The 18,207-nt window shown below is 67.0% G+C and carries 18 protein-coding genes; 12 read left to right on the plus strand and 6 right to left on the minus strand.

Going from position 1 to position 18,207, the window contains the following annotated elements:
• The first annotated feature begins 76 nt into the window (after positions 1-76).
• From AC5IG3_RS09635 to AC5IG3_RS09645, 3 genes are all read left to right on the plus strand, one after another.
• Complete coding sequence (locus AC5IG3_RS09635) at positions 77-400, plus strand: YkvA family protein (protein ID WP_491906080.1); 324 nt, start codon at positions 77-79, stop codon at positions 398-400.
• Positions 401-478: 78 nt separating this feature from the next.
• The gene (locus AC5IG3_RS09640; protein WP_491906081.1) at positions 479-853 is read left to right on the plus strand and encodes a hypothetical protein; all 375 of its coding nucleotides are present in this window, start codon (positions 479-481) and stop codon (positions 851-853) included.
• Positions 854-890: 37 nt separating this feature from the next.
• On the plus strand, positions 891-2,522 hold the full coding sequence (locus tag AC5IG3_RS09645; RefSeq protein ID WP_491906082.1) for an ATP-binding domain-containing protein: 1,632 nt from the start codon (positions 891-893) through the stop codon (positions 2,520-2,522).
• 60 nt (positions 2,523-2,582) lie between these two features.
• On the opposite strand, the gene pap is transcribed toward AC5IG3_RS09645, so the two are convergent.
• Together pap and AC5IG3_RS09655 are read right to left on the minus strand one after the other, a co-directional pair.
• A complete protein-coding gene (gene pap, locus AC5IG3_RS09650; RefSeq protein WP_491906083.1) occupies positions 2,583-4,130 on the minus strand; it encodes a polyphosphate:AMP phosphotransferase in 1,548 nt (515 codons plus the stop codon).
• A gap of 26 nt (positions 4,131-4,156) precedes the next feature.
• Entirely contained in the window at positions 4,157-4,834 is a 678-nt protein-coding gene (locus AC5IG3_RS09655) for a Crp/Fnr family transcriptional regulator (protein ID WP_491906084.1), read from the minus strand.
• A gap of 143 nt (positions 4,835-4,977) precedes the next feature.
• Between AC5IG3_RS09655 and AC5IG3_RS09660 the strand changes: the two genes are divergently transcribed.
• Together AC5IG3_RS09660 and AC5IG3_RS09665 are read left to right on the plus strand one after the other, a co-directional pair.
• Positions 4,978-7,329 (plus strand): xanthine dehydrogenase family protein molybdopterin-binding subunit, encoded by a 2,352-nt coding sequence (locus AC5IG3_RS09660; RefSeq protein ID WP_491906085.1) that lies wholly within the window; start codon positions 4,978-4,980, stop codon positions 7,327-7,329.
• Between the two features lie 19 nt (positions 7,330-7,348).
• Positions 7,349-7,807, plus strand: a complete 459-nt coding sequence (locus tag AC5IG3_RS09665; RefSeq protein WP_491906086.1) for a (2Fe-2S)-binding protein — start codon at positions 7,349-7,351, stop codon at positions 7,805-7,807.
• Here AC5IG3_RS09665 and AC5IG3_RS09670 read toward each other — a convergent pair.
• Positions 7,779-8,090, minus strand: coding sequence for a YkgJ family cysteine cluster protein (locus AC5IG3_RS09670; RefSeq protein ID WP_491906087.1), 312 nt, complete (start codon positions 8,088-8,090; stop codon positions 7,779-7,781). The two genes, AC5IG3_RS09665 and AC5IG3_RS09670, sit on opposite strands and share 29 nt — an antisense overlap.
• Before the next feature lie 115 nt (positions 8,091-8,205).
• Between AC5IG3_RS09670 and AC5IG3_RS09675 the strand changes: the two genes are divergently transcribed.
• Complete coding sequence (locus AC5IG3_RS09675) at positions 8,206-8,829, plus strand: UPF0149 family protein (protein WP_491906088.1); 624 nt, start codon at positions 8,206-8,208, stop codon at positions 8,827-8,829.
• 253 nt (positions 8,830-9,082) lie between these two features.
• Here the strand turns inward: AC5IG3_RS09675 and AC5IG3_RS09680 are convergent, their stop codons facing one another.
• Positions 9,083-10,072: a helix-turn-helix domain-containing protein gene (locus tag AC5IG3_RS09680; RefSeq protein ID WP_491906089.1), complete on the minus strand. Its 990-nt coding sequence runs from the start codon at positions 10,070-10,072 to the stop codon at positions 9,083-9,085.
• A 141-nt stretch (positions 10,073-10,213) separates the two neighbouring features.
• Between AC5IG3_RS09680 and AC5IG3_RS09685 the strand changes: the two genes are divergently transcribed.
• From AC5IG3_RS09685 to AC5IG3_RS09700, 4 genes are all read left to right on the plus strand, one after another.
• Positions 10,214-10,993, plus strand: a complete 780-nt coding sequence (locus AC5IG3_RS09685; protein ID WP_491906090.1) for an SDR family oxidoreductase — start codon at positions 10,214-10,216, stop codon at positions 10,991-10,993.
• An 88-nt stretch (positions 10,994-11,081) separates the two neighbouring features.
• Entirely contained in the window at positions 11,082-11,393 is a 312-nt protein-coding gene (locus AC5IG3_RS09690) for an ElaB/YgaM/YqjD family protein (protein ID WP_491906091.1), read from the plus strand.
• A 21-nt stretch (positions 11,394-11,414) separates the two neighbouring features.
• A complete protein-coding gene (locus AC5IG3_RS09695) occupies positions 11,415-11,828 on the plus strand; it encodes a phage holin family protein (RefSeq protein ID WP_491906092.1) in 414 nt (137 codons plus the stop codon).
• Positions 11,812-12,279 (plus strand): hypothetical protein, encoded by a 468-nt coding sequence (locus AC5IG3_RS09700; RefSeq protein WP_491906093.1) that lies wholly within the window; start codon positions 11,812-11,814, stop codon positions 12,277-12,279. The genes AC5IG3_RS09695 and AC5IG3_RS09700 overlap by 17 nt, the downstream gene beginning before the upstream one ends.
• On the opposite strand, the gene AC5IG3_RS09705 is transcribed toward AC5IG3_RS09700, so the two are convergent.
• Positions 12,257-12,544: an iron-sulfur cluster assembly protein gene (locus AC5IG3_RS09705; RefSeq protein WP_491906094.1), complete on the minus strand. Its 288-nt coding sequence runs from the start codon at positions 12,542-12,544 to the stop codon at positions 12,257-12,259. The two genes, AC5IG3_RS09700 and AC5IG3_RS09705, sit on opposite strands and share 23 nt — an antisense overlap.
• Positions 12,545-12,768: 224 nt before the next feature.
• Here AC5IG3_RS09705 and AC5IG3_RS09710 point away from each other — a divergent pair, with 224 nt between their 5' ends.
• Both AC5IG3_RS09710 and AC5IG3_RS09715 read left to right on the plus strand, forming a co-directional pair.
• Positions 12,769-16,860 (plus strand): ribonucleotide reductase barrel domain-containing protein, encoded by a 4,092-nt coding sequence (locus AC5IG3_RS09710; protein ID WP_491906095.1) that lies wholly within the window; start codon positions 12,769-12,771, stop codon positions 16,858-16,860.
• Between the two features lie 105 nt (positions 16,861-16,965).
• Entirely contained in the window at positions 16,966-17,097 is a 132-nt protein-coding gene (locus AC5IG3_RS09715; protein ID WP_491906096.1) for a hypothetical protein, read from the plus strand.
• A gap of 26 nt (positions 17,098-17,123) precedes the next feature.
• Here the strand turns inward: AC5IG3_RS09715 and AC5IG3_RS09720 are convergent, their stop codons facing one another.
• Positions 17,124-18,131, minus strand: coding sequence for a helix-turn-helix domain-containing protein (locus tag AC5IG3_RS09720; RefSeq protein ID WP_491906097.1), 1,008 nt, complete (start codon positions 18,129-18,131; stop codon positions 17,124-17,126).
• Positions 18,132-18,207 lie beyond the last annotated feature (76 nt).

Raw genomic sequence — 18,207 nt, forward strand, 5'->3', positions numbered from 1 at the left:
CAGATCAAAACCCAACACAAAATTTTCCAGATTGAGCAAATTAAATTCAATCTATAAACTAGCTTGGAACAAAATTATGTCAGAATCAATTAATGACGACGGTTTTTGGGAAAAAATCAAAAGCTTCGCAAAAAAAGCAGGCGCAGAAGTCATCGAAAAAGCACTTTGTCTTTACTACACAGCCCAAGACGAAAAAACTCCTACTTGGGCCAAAACTGTAATATATGGAGCGCTGGCTTACTTCATTCTTCCAGTTGATGCAATTCCTGATGCTATCCCCGTCGCGGGATTCACTGATGACCTCGGAGCTCTCGCGGCAGCCACTGCAACCGTTGCAATACACATCACTGAAGAAATAAAGGAGCAGGCTAGACAAAAAATGAAAGTGTGGTTTGATTGAACTAGATAAATAGCTTCACCGGACAATTTTTTCCTATTTACTCAAATTAAAATCGTGAAACCGAGATTTTAACCAAAAATGACAGCAAAAGTTAAAACCGAAAAAGAACTAGCTGATGCACTCAAAAGCGAAGAGGACACCATTGAAATAACTGGCGATCTTGCAAGAAAAACCATAAAACTACGTGCAACTGGCTCTGTTGCTTGGGCAATTGCCGTAGGTGCCATTGGTGTAGCTGTTTACTCAGCATTTTTAGCGCTGCCAACTGGTGGAACATCAGGGGTAGTAGCCGGAGTTACTGCAGCCGGTGCTATTTCTATACTAGGAGCAGCAGCAACATATTCAGCCATAGCCATAGCAATAGCCGCAGGCGGCGTAGGAGTTCTAACGCGCCTTCGCGAGTACAGAGAAGTGTCACGCTCTGGCAGTCAGTTAGTCTTGAAAAGAAAATAATTAAAAATTATTTCCAACCATCACAGCCAACACCAGAATGTCCTCTACTTCAGCCGCCATCGCCAGCGGACACCGCGCTGAATCCCGAGTCACGACAGCACTCGCTCAGTTGCCTGCGCCTTGGCAATATTTCCACGCGGTTGAATGGCGTTTGCTTCAGCGTCATGGTGAGAGCGTTGGTGAGGCCGATGTGATCGTTTTTCACCCACAACATGGCTTGATCATTTTCGAGATCAAGGCCGGTGCGGTGGAAGTTCGGGATGGACAGTGGTTTTATGCCTCGGGCTTGGCGATGAAGCAATCGCCCTTGACTCAGGCTCGGCGTAATCGTTATGCCTTGCTGGAGAAATTACAGGGGCGACTGGGTTGGGAGGATGCCAACGCACTGGGGATCACGCACGCCGCATGGTTTCCGGATGTGGTGTGGCGAGGACCATTGCCGGGTTGTGAGGCTCCATCACGCGCATTTTTACTGGATCGCAATGATTTGGCAGATCCAGCGCAGGCGCTGCTGAAGTTATTGCGCGAGGCTTTTCCGGAGCATCGGCCTTGGAGTCGGCAGCATCAAAAAGTGCTCAAGGAACTGCTGGCACCCGATTGCAATCTGCTGGTGCCGCTGGGTAGCCGGGTGGACGACACCGTGGTTGCACTACAGCGCGTCACCGATCAACAGATACAGGTCTTGCGCATGCTGCGCAGCCAACCCAGACTGCTGGTGGAAGGTGGCGCAGGGTCAGGCAAAACGATGCTCGCAGTAACGCTGGCGCGTGATCACGCCGCCAGTGGTAAATCTGTACTGCTGACTTGCTTTAACCGAGCGCTGGCCGGACATCTGTCGAGCTTGCTTGCGGATGTTCCTAGCCTGAAAGTTTGTAATTTCCACGAACTGGTACGCCACTTGGCGGTGGAATCTGGCCTGGGGTTTGACGTACCAGTGGATGAGGGCGCGCGGCGACGATTTTTTCAGGAAGACTGCGCCGAGTTGTTGCTGGGCGCAGCTGAACGACTGGGCGCCCGTTTCGACACGTTAATTGTCGACGAGGCGGCCGATTTTTCGCCAACTTGGTGGGTGGCGCTAGAGGCGCTGGGCAAGGCTGAATTCTCCTGGTATTGCTTTTACGACCGGCGACAGTCGGTGTATCAGGCACAAGCGCAATGGGAGCCGCCATTTGCAGCGAAAGCCTTGGTGCTGGAGGCCAATTTACGCAACTCACGGCCGATAGGCGAGTTGGCTGCCCGACTCGGCCAGTGCGTAACACCGAATGAATTCCGCATCGAGCATGGTCCCGCCCCACTCATTCAAACCAGTACGCACTTTGCAGAAATGGCTCAGCAGTTACGCCAATTGCTACGTACGCTACTGCGCAAGGAAGACATTCGCCCTGAGCAGGTGGTCATCCTAGCTTCATATCGCCACACCAATGCCACGTCAGCGTGGTCAGAAGGATTGGATGAGGTTGAACTGAGTACGGATGTAGCCGCAGCCACGCCAGGCCAAGTCCGCATCGGCACGATTCAAGGATTCAAGGGGTTGGAAGCAGATGTCGTCATTTTGGTCGGGCTGGATGCGCAAGCAGGGCGGCATCCAGAATGGCTCTACGTCGGCGCCAGTCGGGCGCGGGCAGCGCTGTATCTGCTGGTGCTGGAAAGCGCGGGCGTGTCGAGTTGAAGTAATGGAACTGATGAGCAGGCACATCCATATTGAGCGCGCTGATTCAATTCACGGGTCTTAGCTCGATTTTCTGGATTTCTTGCCCGATTTAGGCCGCCCCCCACCGGCCTCTTCCACTTCACCCTTCCCCTTCAACTCCCGCTCCACCCGCTCGCACAGCGTCCGCAATATCTTCACCCGCGCGTAGTTCTTGTCGTTGGCCTCCACCAGCGTCCAGGGCGCGTTGCCGGTGCTGGTGCGCTCGACCATGTCGCACACCGCCTGCTGGTAGGCGTCCCATTTGTCGCGGTTGCGCCAGTCTTCGTCGGTGATCTTGAAGCGCTTGAAGGCGACGGCCTCGCGCTCCTTGAAGCGGCGCAGTTGCTCCTGCTGGCTGATCTGCAACCAGAACTTGATGACGATGACGCCGGCATCGGCCATCTCGTGCTCGAAGTCGTTGATCTCGGTGTAGGCGCGGCGCCAGTCGGGTTCGGAGCAGAAACCCTCGATGCGCTCGACCAGCACGCGGCCGTACCAGGTGCGGTCGAACAGCGTGATGTGGCCGTGGCGCGGCACGTGGCGCCAGAAGCGCCACAGGTAGGGCTGGGCGCGTTCTTCCTCGGTGGGAGCGGCCACCGGCACGACCTGGTACTGGCGCGCATCGAGCGCCGCACAGATGCGGCGGATGCTGCCGCCCTTGCCGGCGGCATCGGCCCCCTCGAAGGCACAGACCAGCGAGCGGCCGCGGAAGCGCGGATCGCGCACCAGCTCCGACAGGCGGCCCTGCCAGTGCGCGAGTTCGCGTTCGTACGGTGAATCGGCCAGCCGGTGCGTGAGGTCGAGCACCGACAGCACGCTGCGGCCGTCGGTATCGACGCGCACCATCGGGGCCGTCGGCGGCAGGGGCGGCGCGGGACGGGCCAGGCGGGCCTGCAGCGCGCTCAGCAGCACCTGGCCGACGGTGAGGGCGCGGTAGCGGTCATCCGAGCCGTCGATCACCACCCAGGGCGCGCCCGGCGTGTTGGTGATGCGCAGCAGGTGACCCGCCACGTCGACCAGTTCGTCATGGGTCTTGAGCCGCTCCCAGTTCCAGGGCGTGACGCGCCAGGCGGTGCGCGGGTCGCCCGCCAGCGCCTTGAGGCGCTTTTTCTGGCCTTCCTTGGTCAGATGGAACCAGAACTTCAGCACCAGCGCGCCCTCGTTGACCAGCATGGCCTCGAAGCGGTTGATGGCGTCGGCGCGAGCGTCCAACTCCTTGAGCGACATGTCACCTTCCAGGCGCTGGCGGATCGGCTCGGAATACCAGGAGCCGGCAAAGATGCCGAGACGCCCCTTGGGCGGCAAGGCGCGCCAGTAGCGCCACATGGGCGGGCGCTCGCGCTCCTCGTCGGTCGGCATGGCAAATGCCAGCGTGGAGATGAAGCGCGGGTCCATCCACTCGTGCAGCACATTGAGGGTCTCGCCCTTGCCCGCGCCGTCCTGGCCGCTGATCAAGACCACGACAGGCATCTTGTGGCGTTCGTAGAGGTCGATCTGCGCTTCCAGCAAGGCCGCACGCAGGGCAGGCAAGGCCTCGCGGTAGGCGGTCTTGCCGATCTTGTGGCCGATTTCAGCGGATTCGAACATCGAGGGCTCTCCCGAAAAACAGCAGCTCAGGCGCCGCAGTAACTGCGCAGCCCGGCCAGATCCAGCACGGTCACGCTGCCGAACGCCACGCGCAGCAGGCCGGCGCGCTCCAGCTCATGCAGGGCCTTGTTGGTGCGCTGGCGCGAGACGCCCGAGAGCAGGCCGATCTCGTCCTGGCTGAGCTGGACGGCGTTGCCCGCGCGCGGGTAGAGGTCGGGGTCGAACAGGCTGGCCAGGCAGCGCGCCACGCGGGCATCGGGCCCGAGCAGGCGGTCGTACTCGACCAGCCCGACAAACAGGCTGAGGCGGGCGTTCAGGTGCGTCAGCAGAAAGCGGTTGAACGGCAGGCTGGTCGAGACCAGGCGCTCGAAGGCGTAGAGCGGCACGCAGGCCAGCCGGGTGTTGCGGGTGGCGACGCCGTCGTAGCGCCAGCGGCCGGCCTTGAGCAGCGAGCCTTCGCCGGCCCAGCCCCCGGCGGTGACGCCGGTGAAGGTCGACACCCGCCCGTCGGGCTGCGACACCGACATCTTGACCAGCCCGTCGATCACGCCGATCCAGTGGTCGGCCGGCTCGCCGCAGCGCACGGCGTAGCCGCCGGCGGGAATCCAGCGTTCGTGGGCATCACGCACCACCTGATCCAGCTCGGCCTCCGTCAGGGTCTTGGCCCACAGGCTCATGCGCAACATGGTTTCCAGAGTCAACATTGCACAGCTTGATACAACCCGTTACGCGCACTTTGACGCTTTTGAAACCCCTGGAAACACTTATCGGTCTTGTCGTTCGAATGACAACCTCGGCGAAGTCATCCCGGCACCATCGGCGGCAAGCGCCAACCCAGGAGACTTCGATGACCCAGCCGAGATCAATGCCCGAGGATACCGAGGACACGGGCCTCCCGTCATCCCCGGCCGTCAGCCGACGCGGTCTGCTGACCTACCTGGTTTCGGCGCCCGTGCTGACGGTGGCGGCCGGCTTCGGCGTCAATCTGGCGACACCGTCCAACGCCCGGGCAGCGCTGCCGCTGACACCGCCCGACACCACCGACTTCTACGACCTGGGCGACGCGATCCTGCAGACCTCGCTGCCCACCATGCCGCTGGTCAAGCTGGTGATCCACGCCAACGGCCGCGTCAGCCTGGACCTGCCGCGACTGGAAAAGGGCCAGGGCATCGCAACCGCCTGCGGGATGATGGTGGCCGAGGAGCTGGACGTGCCGCTGAGCAGCGTCGACGTCACCAGCGCCGACGCCCGGCCCGAGCTGATTTTCAACCAGCTCACAGGCGGCTCGGCCAACGTGCGGGTGTTCGACGCCGCGCTGCCGATCATGGCCGCCACCGCCCGCGCCCGCCTGCTGGCAGCCGCCGCGCAGCAGTGGGGCGTGTCGGCCAGCACCTTGAGCGTGGCGGCCGGCGTGATCACGGCACCCGACGGTCGCACGGCCGCCTACGGCACGCTCAGCGTGGCCGCCAGCCTGGTGCCGCCGCCGCTGAACGTGCTGCCCAAGCACCCTGGCGACTACCAGGTGATCGGCAAGGCCGCGCGCCGGCTCGATGCGCTGGCCATCGTCACCGGCCAGAAGAAGTTCACCATGGACCTGCCGGTGCCCAACGCCAAGCCGACCCTGGTGCGGCGCCCGCCCACCATCCTGGGCACCGTCGTGTCGGTCAACAACCGCGCCACCATCCTGGCGATGCCGGGCGTGCTCGGCGTCGCAGTGCTGCCCGGCGGCGGCGCCTACACGCCGATCCCGCCCGGCGTGGCGGTGATGGCCGAGACCTTCGGCCAGGCCTGGGACGCGGTCAACGCACTGGACGTCACCTGGGGCAAGGGCACGATCGACGGCGAGAGCAACGCCACCATCACCGCCAAGCTGAAGAAGTCGATCCTGCCGTTCGCCATTCCGCCGCTGGGCGCGCTGACGGTGGAGGCCGAGTTCGAGATGGCGCCCGTCTCCCACGCGCCGATGGAGACCGACTGCGCCATCGCCGACGTGCGCCCCGGCAGCTGCGAGATCTGGGCCGGCCTGCAGAGCCCCATCGTCACCCAGCAGGCGATCGCCGCCGACCTGGGCCTGCCGGTCGACAAGGTCAAGGTGCATGTCATTCCCTCGGGCGGGTCGTTTGGCCGCCGGCTGTTCTGGGACCCGGTGCAGCAGGCCGCGCAGATCTCCCGGCTGCTGGGCCGCCCCTGCAAGCTGATGTACCACCGCGCCGACGACATGCGCCACGGCCGCATGCGCCCGCCGCAGTACCACAAGGCCCGCGCCACGATGCTGCTGGGCAACGTCGTCAGCTACCAGCACCGCATCGCCAGCCCGCGGCTGGACACCCGCCACGGCTTCGGCGAGATGCTGACGGCCGCCGCCGCCGCGCTGCCGGGCCTGCAGCAGACCATCGGCAACCTGGCCGTCGAGCAGGCGCTGTTCAAGACCATGGTGACCTCGCCGTACAACTTCGGCGTGCACTCCAAGGAACTGCTGCCGGCGCCCATCATCATGAACACCGGCAGCTACCGCTCGGTGCACATCCAGCCGACGCGCAGCGTCGAGGAAATCATGGTCGACGAGATGGCCGCCAGGCTGGGCCAGGACCCGCTGGCCTTCCGCCTGTCGCACTTGCGCCAGCCGCGCGCCCGTGCGGTGCTGCAGGCCGTGGCCAACAGCGGCCAGTGGGGCAGGAAGATGCCGGCCGGCTTTGCCCAGGGCATCGCGGTGCACACCGAGACGCGCTCCTTCACCGCCTGCCTGGTGGAGATCGACGCCCGCGCCGTCATCGCCGGCACCGGCCCGGCGCTGGTGACCCGGGCCACGATTGCCATCGACGTCGGCAAGCCCATCAACCCCAGCGGCATCGACGCGCAGCTGCAGGGCGCGCTGGCCGAGTCGATCTCGCTGGTGCTGATGTCGGGCCTGCACGTGCAGAACGGCCTGCCGCTGGAGGGCAGCTTCTCGCAGTACCACTACGGGCGCATGAAGCATTACCCGAAGGACGTGCAGGTCATCATCATGCCGGCCAACGGCGAGGCCATCGGCGGCCTGGGCGAGGTCGGCATGTCGGCCGCCTCCGGCGCCATCGCCAACGCCTGGGCGCGGGCCACCGGCCTGAAGGCGCGCAAGTTCCCGCTCTATTTCCCGGTCGACTTCACGCCCTTCCCGCCCGGAAAACTCCCCATCCCCCCCGTGCTGCCCGTGCCGCAGTAAGCCCTGCCAGGAGACCCACATGCCCCTTCAGAACTTCACCGTGAACGGCCAGGCGGTCAGCGTCGAGGCCCCGGACGACCTCGCCCTGCTCTGGGTGCTGCGCGACAAGCTCGGCCTCACCGGCCCCAAGTACGGCTGCGGCATCAACGTGTGCAAGGCCTGCACCTGCCACATCAACGGCCAGGCCAGCACCGTGTGCTCGATCCGCGTCGGCGACCTCAAAGGCGCCAGCGTCACCACCATCGAGGGCCTGGCCCAGGGCGACACGCTGCACCCCGTGCAGCAGGCCTGGCTGGACCGCGATGTGGCGCAATGCGGCTTCTGCCAGCCCGGCCAGATCATGGCGGCGGTCGACCTGCTCAACCGCACCAGAAACCCGACCGACGCCGAGATCGACGCCATCGAGAACGTCTGCCGCTGCGGCACCTACGGCCGCATCCGCGAGGCCATCAAGGCCGCTGCGGCACTGATGCCGTGAGGCCCGGCGCCGTGGCCTGCTCCAGCCGGGTGAGCCACAGCAGCGCATCGGCCCGCGTGGCGCCGCACATCTCTGCCGACGGCTGCAGGCCGCCACAGAACGCCGGCCGCTCCGGCTGGCCAAACAGGGCGCAGCGCTGGTCGGCCAGCAGCTGCACGCAGCGCACGCCCGCCGGCTTGCCCTGCGGCATGCCGGGAATCGGGCTGGTGATCGACGGTGCGGTGCAGCAGGCGCCACAGTCGGGGCGGCATTCGAGGCGGGTGGGTTCGGGCGGTGGCGTCATCACAAGCCGATGCTAGCGGGCGGTGCTGGCGGGGCGACGCCGAGGCGGGATCGGCCTCTGTCACACTGCGGCGCTCTGCATGCCCTGCGCTGCCATTCGCCCTTCGTCACCCGCCATGAACTACACCCAATACAACCCCAGCATCATCACCGAGGACCTGAGCGAAGAAGAGCAGGACCAGCTCGATGAGTTGCTGCAGGTGCTGCCCGCCGACGGCGCGATGGACCTGGAATGCCTCGACGGCTACCTGACCGCGCTGCTGATCGCGCCCGAACTGCCCGCCGTCGATGACTGGCTGCCGCCCGTCTGGGGCCTGGAGCCGGGCGAGCCCGCGCCATTTGCCAGCGGCAAGCAGCTCAAGCGCTGCGTGCAATGGATCCTGCGCCACATGGGCACGATCGACCGCCAGCTCAAGCGCAACGCCGACGCGCTGGAGCCGCTGTTCGGCGTGGCCGAAGTCCCGGGCGAGGACGAAGGCGAAGTCCTGATCGTGGTGGACGCCGAAATCTGGTGCATCGGCTTCCTGCAGGCCATGGCCCTGCAGCCCGCGCACTGGGACGCCTGGCTGAACGAGCCCGCCGTGGCCGAGCTGCTGGCCCCCATCGTGCGCCTGGGCAGCGACCCGGACAGCCTGACCGAAGCCGAGCGCACCGAGCTGGAAGACCCCGCCGTGCGCGACGCCCTGAGCCGCCAGGTGGCCGAGGCAATTGCGCCGCTGTATCAGCAGGCACGGCATTGACGCGGTCGAAGACGTCCTCGTCGTACTCGGCGATCGGGGCAAGACAGCCGCCAGCCCGACGCACCACAGCCACCGGTCACGAGCGCGGTTTTTCCTCGGAGCCCTTGATCAGCCGGTGCCGGATCCATCGGAGCCTCTCCATCGGGGTGGTGATGGAGAGCGATACCCGGCAGTGAGAGCACCGCAGCGGACGAAATCCTTGTCCCGGGCGGACATCGCCGTGCATGGGCGCAGGACGGTCAGTGAACAGCACTCAGTGCGGCACGCCGCGCAGCAACTCGCTGGGCGTCAGGCCGAAGCGCTGCTTGAAGGCGCGCGAGAAATGCGCGTGGCTCGCAAAGCCGCAGCGGTAGGCGGTTTCGGCCACGGTGGTGGCGCGCAGCTGCGGGTCGAGCAGTTCGGCGCGGGCGCGGTCCAGCCGGCGCGCCAGCAGGTGGTCGGCCACCGAGCTGTCCTGCGCGGCAAACAGCCGGCGCAGGTGGCGCTCGGAGATGCCCACGGCCAACGCAATCTGCCCGGCGCGCAGGCCATCGTCGCCCAGGTGCTCTTCCATATAGGCCTTGGCCGCCAGCAGGTGGCCGGCGCAGAGCGCGGAGGTGGCGCTCTGGCCGCTGGTCTGGCCCATCATGGCACCCAGCAGGTCGCAGACCTGGCTGTGCAGGGTGTCGACGCCCAGCTGGGGCGCGGCAGGGCCTTCGATCAGGTCCAGCAGCAACGTGCTGAGCGTGCGGTTGTAGAGCCGGTTGGTACTGGTGGTGGCGCTGATCTGGATCGGCTTCTTCAGGTCGGTGCGCACCAGCCGGGCACGGAAGATGTCGGCCGGAATGTCGATGTGCAGGATGCTGAAGGACTCGGCGCCCCCGACCAGATACGGGTAGCGGGCGTCGTAGATCAGCACGTCGCCGCGCTGCAGCTTGAAGCAGTGGCCGCGCTGGTAGACGAAGGTCTCGCCGTCGCGGATCACGTTGACGAAGATCGACTCGCGCGGCGAGGTGCGGATCATGTCCGGCGTGCGCTCGATCACGTGCGCGTTGGCCTGCGTGTGCGCCAGGCGCAACTGGCCCATGTCCAGACAGCTCTGGTGTGCCATCAGGCCTTCATCGGCGTGCGACGAGCAGCGAAAGCTGACCAGATTGGCGCGGCATTCCCGCTCCCAGTAATCGACCCGCCGTTCGGGGCTGACCTGGGTGGTGTCGATGAAGGTGCGCAAGAGCGGCGGCGAGGCGATCATTCCGATCAGCATAGGCAGGTCTGGCGACGCCGGCAGCTGGGATATCCCTAAGCCGAGATGTCTGCGCAACACACACGGCTGGGTGCGGCCGTCTCTGGGACTGGTGGCAGACTGGCTTCCTGATCGCTCTCCACTCGCCCTCTGGATCACGCCATGTCCGACCCGTCACCCACCCCCCGCATCGCACTCGTCACTGGCGCCGGCAGCGGCATCGGCCTGGCCACCACGCACGCGCTGCTGCGCGCGGGCTGGAACGTGGTGCTGGCCGGGCGGCGATGGGAGACGCTGCAGGCGGCCATCGAGCGCGCCGGGCTGGACGCCGCCGAACAGGCCGCACGCACGCTGGCCGTGGTGGCCGACGTGACCGACGAGGCCAGCGTCGACGCGCTGTTCGCCGCAGCGGCGCAGCGCTTCGGCCGGCTCGACCTGCTGTTCAACAACGCCGGCGTGTTCACGCAGGGCGTGTCGCTGGAGGACGTCAGCCTGGCCAACTGGCGCGCCAGCGTCGACACCAACCTGACGGGCGTGTTCCTGTGCACCCGCGCTGCCTTCCGCCAGATGAAGGCGCAGGTGCCGCAGGGCGGGCGCATCGTCAACAACGGCTCGATCTCGGCGCACGCGCCGCGCCCCGGCTCGGTGGCCTACACCGCCACCAAGCACGCCATCACCGGGCTGACCAGGACGGCGGCGCTCGACGGCCGGGCCTGGAACATCGCCGTGGGCCAGATCGACATCGGCAACGCCGCCTCGGACATGACGGCGGCCATGACCGCCGGCATCCTGCAGCCCGACGGCAGCCGCCGCGCCGAGCCGGTGATGGACGTGCGCCACGCCGCCGATGCCGTGGTACACATGGCCAGCCTGCCGCCGAGCGCCAACGTGCTGTTCATGACCGTGATGGCCACGCAGATGCCGTTTGTGGGCCGGGGCTAGAAACTCTCTTGATCCTGGTCATCTTGTCGCGGCGGGCGCGGCGTAAGGTCAAGCCCTGTTCCGATCATTGAAGCAAGGAGTTCCCGTCATGAACGATTTCACCGTTGCACAAAAAGACAAGCTGCTGGCCGAGTTGCGCATGGTCGTCGCCGATGCCGAAGACCTGCTGCGCGCCACCGCCGGTGACGCCAGCGAAGGCAGCGCCGAGTTGCGTGGCCGCATCCAGGCGCGGCTGCAGCAGGCGCGCGAGCGGCTGGCGCACCTGCAGGAATCGGTGGTGGCCCGTGCCAAGGAAACCGGCCAGGCGACCGACGCCTACGTGCACGACAACCCGTGGAAATCCATCGGCGTCGCGGCCGGCCTGGGGCTGCTGGTCGGCATCCTGATCGGCCGGCGTTGATGTGCGGTTGACGCCAGGCTGATGGATTTCACCGCCACCCCGCGTCGCCTGCTGGCCCGTCTGCAGCGCATGGCCGATCTGGCCTTGTCGCTGCTGCAGAACCGGCTGGAGTTGCTCGGCAACGAGTTGCAGCAGGAGTTGCTGCGCGCCTTCGACGCGCTGGTGCGCGGCGCGGCGGGCCTGCTGCTGCTGGGGTTCGGGGTGTTTTTCCTGGCGGCGTTCTTCGTCGTGCTGTTCTGGGATGGCTACCGGCTGATTGCGCTGGGCGGCGCCTCGGCGCTGTTCCTGCTGGCCGGCGTCTGGCTGCTGCGTGACGCCCGCGCCCGCCTGCAGCCCCCGGGCGGGCCGCTGGCCGCCAGCCTGGCCGAGCTGGTGCGCGACCGCGAACACCTCGCCCGCGCCAACCCGGAGTCCGGCGATGCCCCGCCGCCCTGACGCCCCGCCCGTCTCCCGACAAGATCAACTGGCCGCACGCCAGCAGGCGCTGATCGCCCGCAGCGCCGAGTTGCGCGGCGCGTTGTCCGCCGAACTGGCCGAGGGCTGGCACCAGCTGGAAACCCCGCTCGGCTGGTGGCTGAAGCTGCAGGCGACGGTGGCCACCGTCACCCAGGGCGTGCGCGATCAGGCCCGGCAGCGGCCCTGGCTGGCCGTGCTCTTGCCCATGGCGACAGCCACCCTATGGCGCTGGGTACGCCGGCCACGTCGCGCTGCACGGGCGCCGGGATCGCTGTCGAGGCTGGGCTGGCGCGCTGCGCGGCGACTGCTGGCGCTCTACGGCACCTGGCGCAGCGTGCGGCCCTGGCTGGCGCCTGTCGTGGGTCCTGTCCTGGGGCCTGTCTTGATGCCGCTCATGACTGCAGCACTCAGGCGGTGGCGGCGTCGTTGACGCAGCCCGGACCGGCGTCGTGGCGCAGGTAGAGGTCGGTGTCGGGCAGTTCTGCCCGCAGCACGTCGAACACCTGTTCAGCCACCACATGGGCGCTGTGGCACAGCCCGTGGCCCAGCAGCAAGGTCAGCGTGGCGCTGCCATCGTCGCTGATCTCCAGCGATTGCACGCGACCACTCTGCAGGATGTCGAGCGGCTCGTTCTGCTCATGAATCTGCGCCAGCCCGCGCAGCACGCGCTGCACCGCCTCGGGCGGGCCGCTCACTCTCGGGCCGCTTGCCATGGGCGACGCGACTTTCGCGGTCGGTATCTGATGCAGCCAGATCGCTTTTCTCGGGTGTTCCATGCCGCCATCATCGTGCATTGCAACGACATCCGGTTGCGTCCCAGCAAGCAGGCGTGGCCGTGGCGCAACCCGCCCCCCCGGGCTTGCCAGCGCGGCCCGACCGCGCCACAGTGAGCCCAGCGAACCGTGTGAAGGATGTTTTCATGCCTGCAACCCGCCTGCCTGCGCAGCCCATCAGCGCCGAAGTGCTGCTTGAAAAATACGCCAAGGGCACCGAGTCCAGCATCGCCGAGGTGCGCGCGCGCATCGCCCGCGCGCTGGCCGCCGTCGAGGCGCCCGAGCAGCGCGAGGCCTGGACCACGCGCTTCATCGACGCCCAGCAGCGCGGCTTCGTGCCTGCCGGGCGCATCGCCTCGGCCGCCGGCACCACGCTCAGCGCCACGCTGATCAACTGCTTCGTGCAGCCGGTCGGTGACTCGATCGCCGAGCCCGAGGACGGTTTCCCCGGCATCTACATCGCCCTGACCGAAGCGGCCGAGACCATGCGCCGCGGTGGTGGCGTCGGCTACGACTTCAGCCGCATCCGCCCTTCTGGCGCCTGGGTCGGCTCGACCCAGAGCCAGGCGTCCGGGCCGGTCAGCTACATGCGCGTGTTCGACCGCAGCTGCGAGACGGTCGAATCCGCCGGCAGCCGCCGCGGCGCGCAGATGGGCGTGCTGCGCTGCGACCACCCCGACATCGAAGCCTTCATCCACGCCAAGGACCAGGGCGACCTGAAGAACTTCAACATTTCGGTCGGCGTGACCGACGCCTTCATGCAGGCGGTCGAGGCCGACGGCGAGGTCGAACTGGTCCACAAGGCCGAACCCGGCGTGGCGCAGAAAGCGGCTGGCGCGCATCAGCGCACCGACGGCCTGTGGACCTACCGCACCGTGCCCGCCCACGACCTGTGGGACCAGATCATGCGGTCGACCTACGACCACGCCGAACCCGGCGTGCTGTTTCTGGACCGCATCAACCAGGACAACAACCTGGCGTATTGCGAGACGATTGCGGCGACGAATCCGTGCGTGACAGGCGATACGCGTCTGGCGACTCAGTTCGGCTTGATTCCAATAGGCGAACTGCATCAGGCCGGGGTGCCCTTGCAAGCCACCGTCGATCAGCGGGCACTGGGTGTGATGGAACGCGGCACCCAGGTTCGCGATGCCGCACCGGCTTTCATGACCGCCCACGAGGCCGAGGTCTTTCGTGTCGTCACCGACGACGGCTACGAGATCAAGGCCACCGCCTGGCACGACTTTTATACGCAGCGCGGCAAGATCAAGCTCGCCGAGTTGCAACCCGGCGACGAGATCTGGGTGCAGTCCGGCAAGGGCCAGTTCGGCGCACAGGGCAACGAGATGCTGGGCACCTTGCTCGGATTGATCGCTGGCGACGGCCATTTCACCCACCGCGGCAAAGGCCGGCAGGCGGCGGTGGTCAATTTCTGGCACGAGGACCGCCAACTCGCTGAAGGCGTCGCGAGGTTCGTCAACACGCTGATCGCCAGCGTGGCGGCCACGCCGCGCGCCTACCAAGTCAGGCCGGTGGCCGTGCCAGAGCGCGATCACGTCTTCATCCGCTCGACCTTGCTGGCACGGGTGCTGGCCGAGCACGGCTTCACCGGCGAAACCAAGCTCAAGGTGCCCGAGATCGTCTGGCGCGGCCGCGAGGACTGCGTGCGTGGCTACCTGCGCGGCCTGTTCCAGACCGACGGCACGGTCAACGTGTCCGAGGGCAGCCAGACCTGCTCGGTGCGCTTGAGCTCGGTGCACCGACCGCTGCTGCAGGAGGTGCAGCAGCTGCTGACCAACTTCGGCGTATTCAGCCGCATCCATCAGCGCCGCGCAGCCGGCTCGCGTCTTCTTCCCGACGGCCATGGCGGCCAGCGCGAGTACGCCTGCCAAACCCTGCATGAGCTGATCATCGACGGCGAGTCCCGCGAGGTCTTCATGCGCGAGATCGGTTTCCTGCTGCCGCGCAAGAACCAGCTTTATCTCGACTGGGTTGCCGGCAAGCAGCTGCGCAAGCGTCAGCGCTTTGCCACCCGCGTCCGCGCCATCGAGACCTGCGGCGTCGAGGCGGTGTACGACACCACCCAGGCCGATCACAACACCGTCATCTTCAACGGCCTGGTCACCGGGCAGTGCGCCGAACAGCCCTTGCCGCCCTACGGCTGCTGCTGCCTCGGCTCCATCGACCTGACCCACTTCGTGCAGCGCCCGTTCGAGGCCGATGCGGCGTTCGATGCCGCCGGCTTTGCCGAGGTCTGCGCGGTGGCCACGCGCATGCTCGACAACGTGCTGGACGCCACCGTCTGGCCGCTGCCGGCGCAGGCGCAGGAGGCCGCCCACAAACGCCGCATCGGGCTGGGGTTCACCGGGCTGGGCGACGCGCTGATCATGCTCGGGCTGCGCTACGACACGCCGCAGGCCCGCGGCATGGCCAGCCACATCAGCGCCGTGATGCGCGACGCGGCCTACGGCGCATCCGCCGATCTGGCGACCGAGCGCGGCGCGTTCCCGCTGTTCGACGCCGAGCGCTACCTGAGCGGCGGCAACTTCGCCTCGCGCCTGCCCGACGCGCTGAAGGCGCGCATCCGGGCGCAGGGCCTGCGCAACTCGCACCTGCTGTCGATCGCACCCACCGGCACCATCAGCCTGGCGTTTGCCGACAACGCCAGCAACGGCATCGAGCCGCCGTTCAGCTGGACCTACACGCGCAAGAAGCGCGAGGCCGACGGCAGTTTCAAGCAGTTCGCGGTGGAAGACCACGCCTGGCGCCTGTATCGCCACCTGAAGGGCGCCCGTCCGGGCGAGGACATCGCGCTGCCCGACGCCTTCGTCACCGCGCTGGAGATGAGCGCCGAGGCCCACGAGGCCATGGTCGCGGCGGTGGCGCCCTACATCGACACCTCCATCAGCAAGACCGTCAACGTGCCGGCCGACTACCCCTATGCGGATTTCCAGGGCCTGTACCTGGCGGCATGGAAATCCGGGCTGAAGGGGCTGGCGACCTACCGGCCCAACAGCGTGCTGGGCGCGGTGCTGAGCGTGGAGCCGGCGGTGCCGTCACAAGCACCAGCATCGGCCACCACGCCCCGGCCGCTGCAGGTCGACGCCGCTTCCGCCGACGGGGCCGGCGCCAACCAGCGCCTGCGGCTCGACCGCCTGCCGCAGCCGGTGCTGGCGAGCCTGCGTTGGCCGAGCCGGCCGGAGATGAGCGCCGGCAACCCGGCCTGGAGTTACATGATCCAGCACCCGCACGGCGAATTCGCGCTGTTCGTGGGCGAGATGCCGGCCGAAGCCGGCCCGGACGCCGGGCTGTTCGGCCAGACGCTGCCGTTCGAGGTCTGGGTCAACGGCGCCGAGCAGCCACGCGGGCTGGCCGCACTCGCCAAGACGCTGTCGATGGACATGCGTGCCAATGACGCGCAGTGGCTCAAGCTCAAGCTCGACGCGCTGGCCACCGTGGCCGAGGAACGCGCCTTCGAGATGCCCTTCCCGCCCCACGGCGAGCGGCGCCTGTTCCCCGGCGTGGTGGCCGCCACGGCAGCGGTGATCCGCTGGCGCTGCGAGGCGCTCGGCGCGCTGCAGGACGGCGGCCCGACCCCCGTGCTGGACGCCATGTTCAGCCGCAGCGAGCCGCGCACCGGCCCGGACGGCACGCTGGCCTGGGCGGTCGACATCCACAACCCCGCCACCGGCGAGGAGTTCACGCTGACGCTGAAGGAAGTGACGCTGCCCGGCCATGAGCCTGGAAAGACGGGCACCCACGTCACCCGCCCCTGCGCGATCGGCTTTGCCGGCAACTACCCGCGCGCGCTCGACGGCTTGGCGCGGCTGCTGTCGCTCGACATGCGCGTGATCGACCCGGCCTGGATCGGCATGAAGCTGCGCAAGCTGCTCAACGTGGGCGAGCCGCTCGGGCACTTCATGGCGCCCGTTCCGGGTCAACGTCGCCAGCAGGTCTGGCCCAGCACCGTGGCCTATGTGGCGCGGCTGGTGACCCACCGCTACGCGATGCTGGGCGTGCTCGATGCCGAGGGCTACCCCGTCAGCGACATGGGCGTGCTGGCCGCGCCGGCGGCGGCCTTTGCCCACGACACACCCGCCGGCAGCCCACCCAGCGGCAGCACCACCCTCGCCCGGATCGCCGGCCAGCCCTGCCCGGAATGCGGCAACGCCACGCTGATCCACAAGGACGGCTGCGACTTCTGCACCAGCTGCGGCTATGTCGGCGCCTGTGGATAAAGATCACTTCCTGCGCGCACAATGTCGACAGCCGTCGGGCGTTGCGTGCCGTTCGGTCGCGATGCGCGACGAGTCCACTCCAACCGTTTGAATGAAGGAACCGCCATGAAGGGTCAACGCAGCACCAAGGAAGCGAAGAAGCCGAAGAAGGATTCCGCGCCGTCCAAGCCGGTCTCGTCCGAAGCCGTGATGCCCACCAAGGTCACGGTGGTGCCGGATCGCAGCAAGAAGAAGTAAACCGGTCGACCGCTGACGCCCGGCGGTCACTGAAGGCGCTGCGGTGCAACGTGAGGCCCGGATGGCTCACGATGCATGCGCCGCCAGGCCTCTGACGGCAACTCGCCGAACATGCGCCGGAAGTCCTGCGCAAAGTGGCTGAAGTGCCAGAAACCCCACTGCGCCGCCGCCTCGGTGACCGTGGGTGCCACGCGCAGCGCCCGCCGCGCGCCGGCCAGCCGCACCGCGCGCAGGAATGCAGCGGGCGGCATGCCCAACACCTCCTGGAACGCGCTCTGCAAGGTGCGGCGGCTGACGCGCAGCGCCTGGCACAGCGCGGCCACGGTCATGGGCGTCTCAGGATCGCGCTGCAGGTGCTCGCGCGCCTGCGCCACCAGCTTCCATTGCCGCTGCGGGCTGAGGTCGGCCGCCGCCGGCGTACCACCGCACAGCGGCTGGGCCAGCGTTTCCAGCACCTGCGACAGCGCCGCCTGCCGCAGCGTGTGACGCACCGCGCCGTTACCGAGCAGGCCGGGTTCGCGGCGCAGCAGGTCGAAGGCGCCGTGCATGAAATTGCGCAGGCTGGCCACGGCTTGCGGCTCGGCGTGGTGCAGGCCGGCATGGAGGCCGATCTGCTCGATCGCGGCCTGCTCGGCGTCGCTGGCCAGGCCGAGGAGTTCGGCGCGATCGAGCTCGATGCCCGCCATCACCAGCCCTTCAGGCGTGAAGAACTCGAAGCCTTCCGGACCCGAGAAGGTGCAATAGCCCGTCGCGCTGTCCGGGGAGCCGCCGCAAAACAGCGCCTGGCCCGTGCCGCGCACCAGCGGCAGGCCGATGGCGAGCCGGTCGCGGGCGAGTTCGCCGCGCTGCATCAGGCGCCGGCTGGTGCTCTCGACGAACAGGTGCACGCCGTCGAGCCAGGCGTCTTCGATGCGGCCCTCGAACGGCCCGGCCGACAGCTGGGCGTAGGACTGGTTCCAGCCGCGCAGCAGGGCGGCCTGCTCGTCGACATCGCCGGTGGCACAAGAGGTAAGGCGGGTAAGGCGGGCGTTCATGCCGGTGCCTTATGCAAAAGCCGCGCCGTGATTTCCTGCACGAATGGGGGCGCCCGCCACGGATTGCCGAAACTGG

Source organism: Leptothrix sp. (in: b-proteobacteria) (genome assembly GCF_965250675.1).
GTDB lineage: Bacteria > Pseudomonadota > Gammaproteobacteria > Burkholderiales > Burkholderiaceae_C > Sphaerotilus.

Excerpts from the sequence above, each read along its gene's own strand:
- AC5IG3_RS09700 (WP_491906093.1), top strand. The coding sequence starts at position 11,812 with ATGCCCCGCCGCCCTGACGCCCCGCCCGTCTCCCGACAAGATCAACTG.
- AC5IG3_RS09695 (WP_491906092.1), top strand. The coding sequence starts at position 11,415 with ATGGATTTCACCGCCACCCCGCGTCGCCTGCTGGCCCGTCTGCAGCGC.
- AC5IG3_RS09680 (WP_491906089.1), bottom strand. The coding sequence starts at position 10,072 with ATGCTGATCGGAATGATCGCCTCGCCGCCGCTCTTGCGCACCTTCATC.
- AC5IG3_RS09660 (WP_491906085.1), top strand. The coding sequence starts at position 4,978 with ATGACCCAGCCGAGATCAATGCCCGAGGATACCGAGGACACGGGCCTC.
- AC5IG3_RS09715 (WP_491906096.1), top strand. The coding sequence starts at position 16,966 with ATGAAGGGTCAACGCAGCACCAAGGAAGCGAAGAAGCCGAAGAAGGAT.
- AC5IG3_RS09670 (WP_491906087.1), bottom strand. The coding sequence starts at position 8,090 with ATGACGCCACCGCCCGAACCCACCCGCCTCGAATGCCGCCCCGACTGT.
- AC5IG3_RS09635 (WP_491906080.1), top strand. The coding sequence starts at position 77 with ATGTCAGAATCAATTAATGACGACGGTTTTTGGGAAAAAATCAAAAGC.
- AC5IG3_RS09655 (WP_491906084.1), bottom strand. The coding sequence starts at position 4,834 with ATGTTGACTCTGGAAACCATGTTGCGCATGAGCCTGTGGGCCAAGACC.
- pap (WP_491906083.1), bottom strand. The coding sequence starts at position 4,130 with ATGTTCGAATCCGCTGAAATCGGCCACAAGATCGGCAAGACCGCCTAC.
- AC5IG3_RS09665 (WP_491906086.1), top strand. The coding sequence starts at position 7,349 with ATGCCCCTTCAGAACTTCACCGTGAACGGCCAGGCGGTCAGCGTCGAG.
- AC5IG3_RS09645 (WP_491906082.1), top strand. The coding sequence starts at position 891 with ATGTCCTCTACTTCAGCCGCCATCGCCAGCGGACACCGCGCTGAATCC.
- AC5IG3_RS09690 (WP_491906091.1), top strand. The coding sequence starts at position 11,082 with ATGAACGATTTCACCGTTGCACAAAAAGACAAGCTGCTGGCCGAGTTG.
- AC5IG3_RS09675 (WP_491906088.1), top strand. The coding sequence starts at position 8,206 with ATGAACTACACCCAATACAACCCCAGCATCATCACCGAGGACCTGAGC.
- AC5IG3_RS09685 (WP_491906090.1), top strand. The coding sequence starts at position 10,214 with ATGTCCGACCCGTCACCCACCCCCCGCATCGCACTCGTCACTGGCGCC.
- AC5IG3_RS09720 (WP_491906097.1), bottom strand. The coding sequence starts at position 18,131 with ATGAACGCCCGCCTTACCCGCCTTACCTCTTGTGCCACCGGCGATGTC.
- AC5IG3_RS09640 (WP_491906081.1), top strand. The coding sequence starts at position 479 with ATGACAGCAAAAGTTAAAACCGAAAAAGAACTAGCTGATGCACTCAAA.
- AC5IG3_RS09710 (WP_491906095.1), top strand. The coding sequence starts at position 12,769 with ATGCCTGCAACCCGCCTGCCTGCGCAGCCCATCAGCGCCGAAGTGCTG.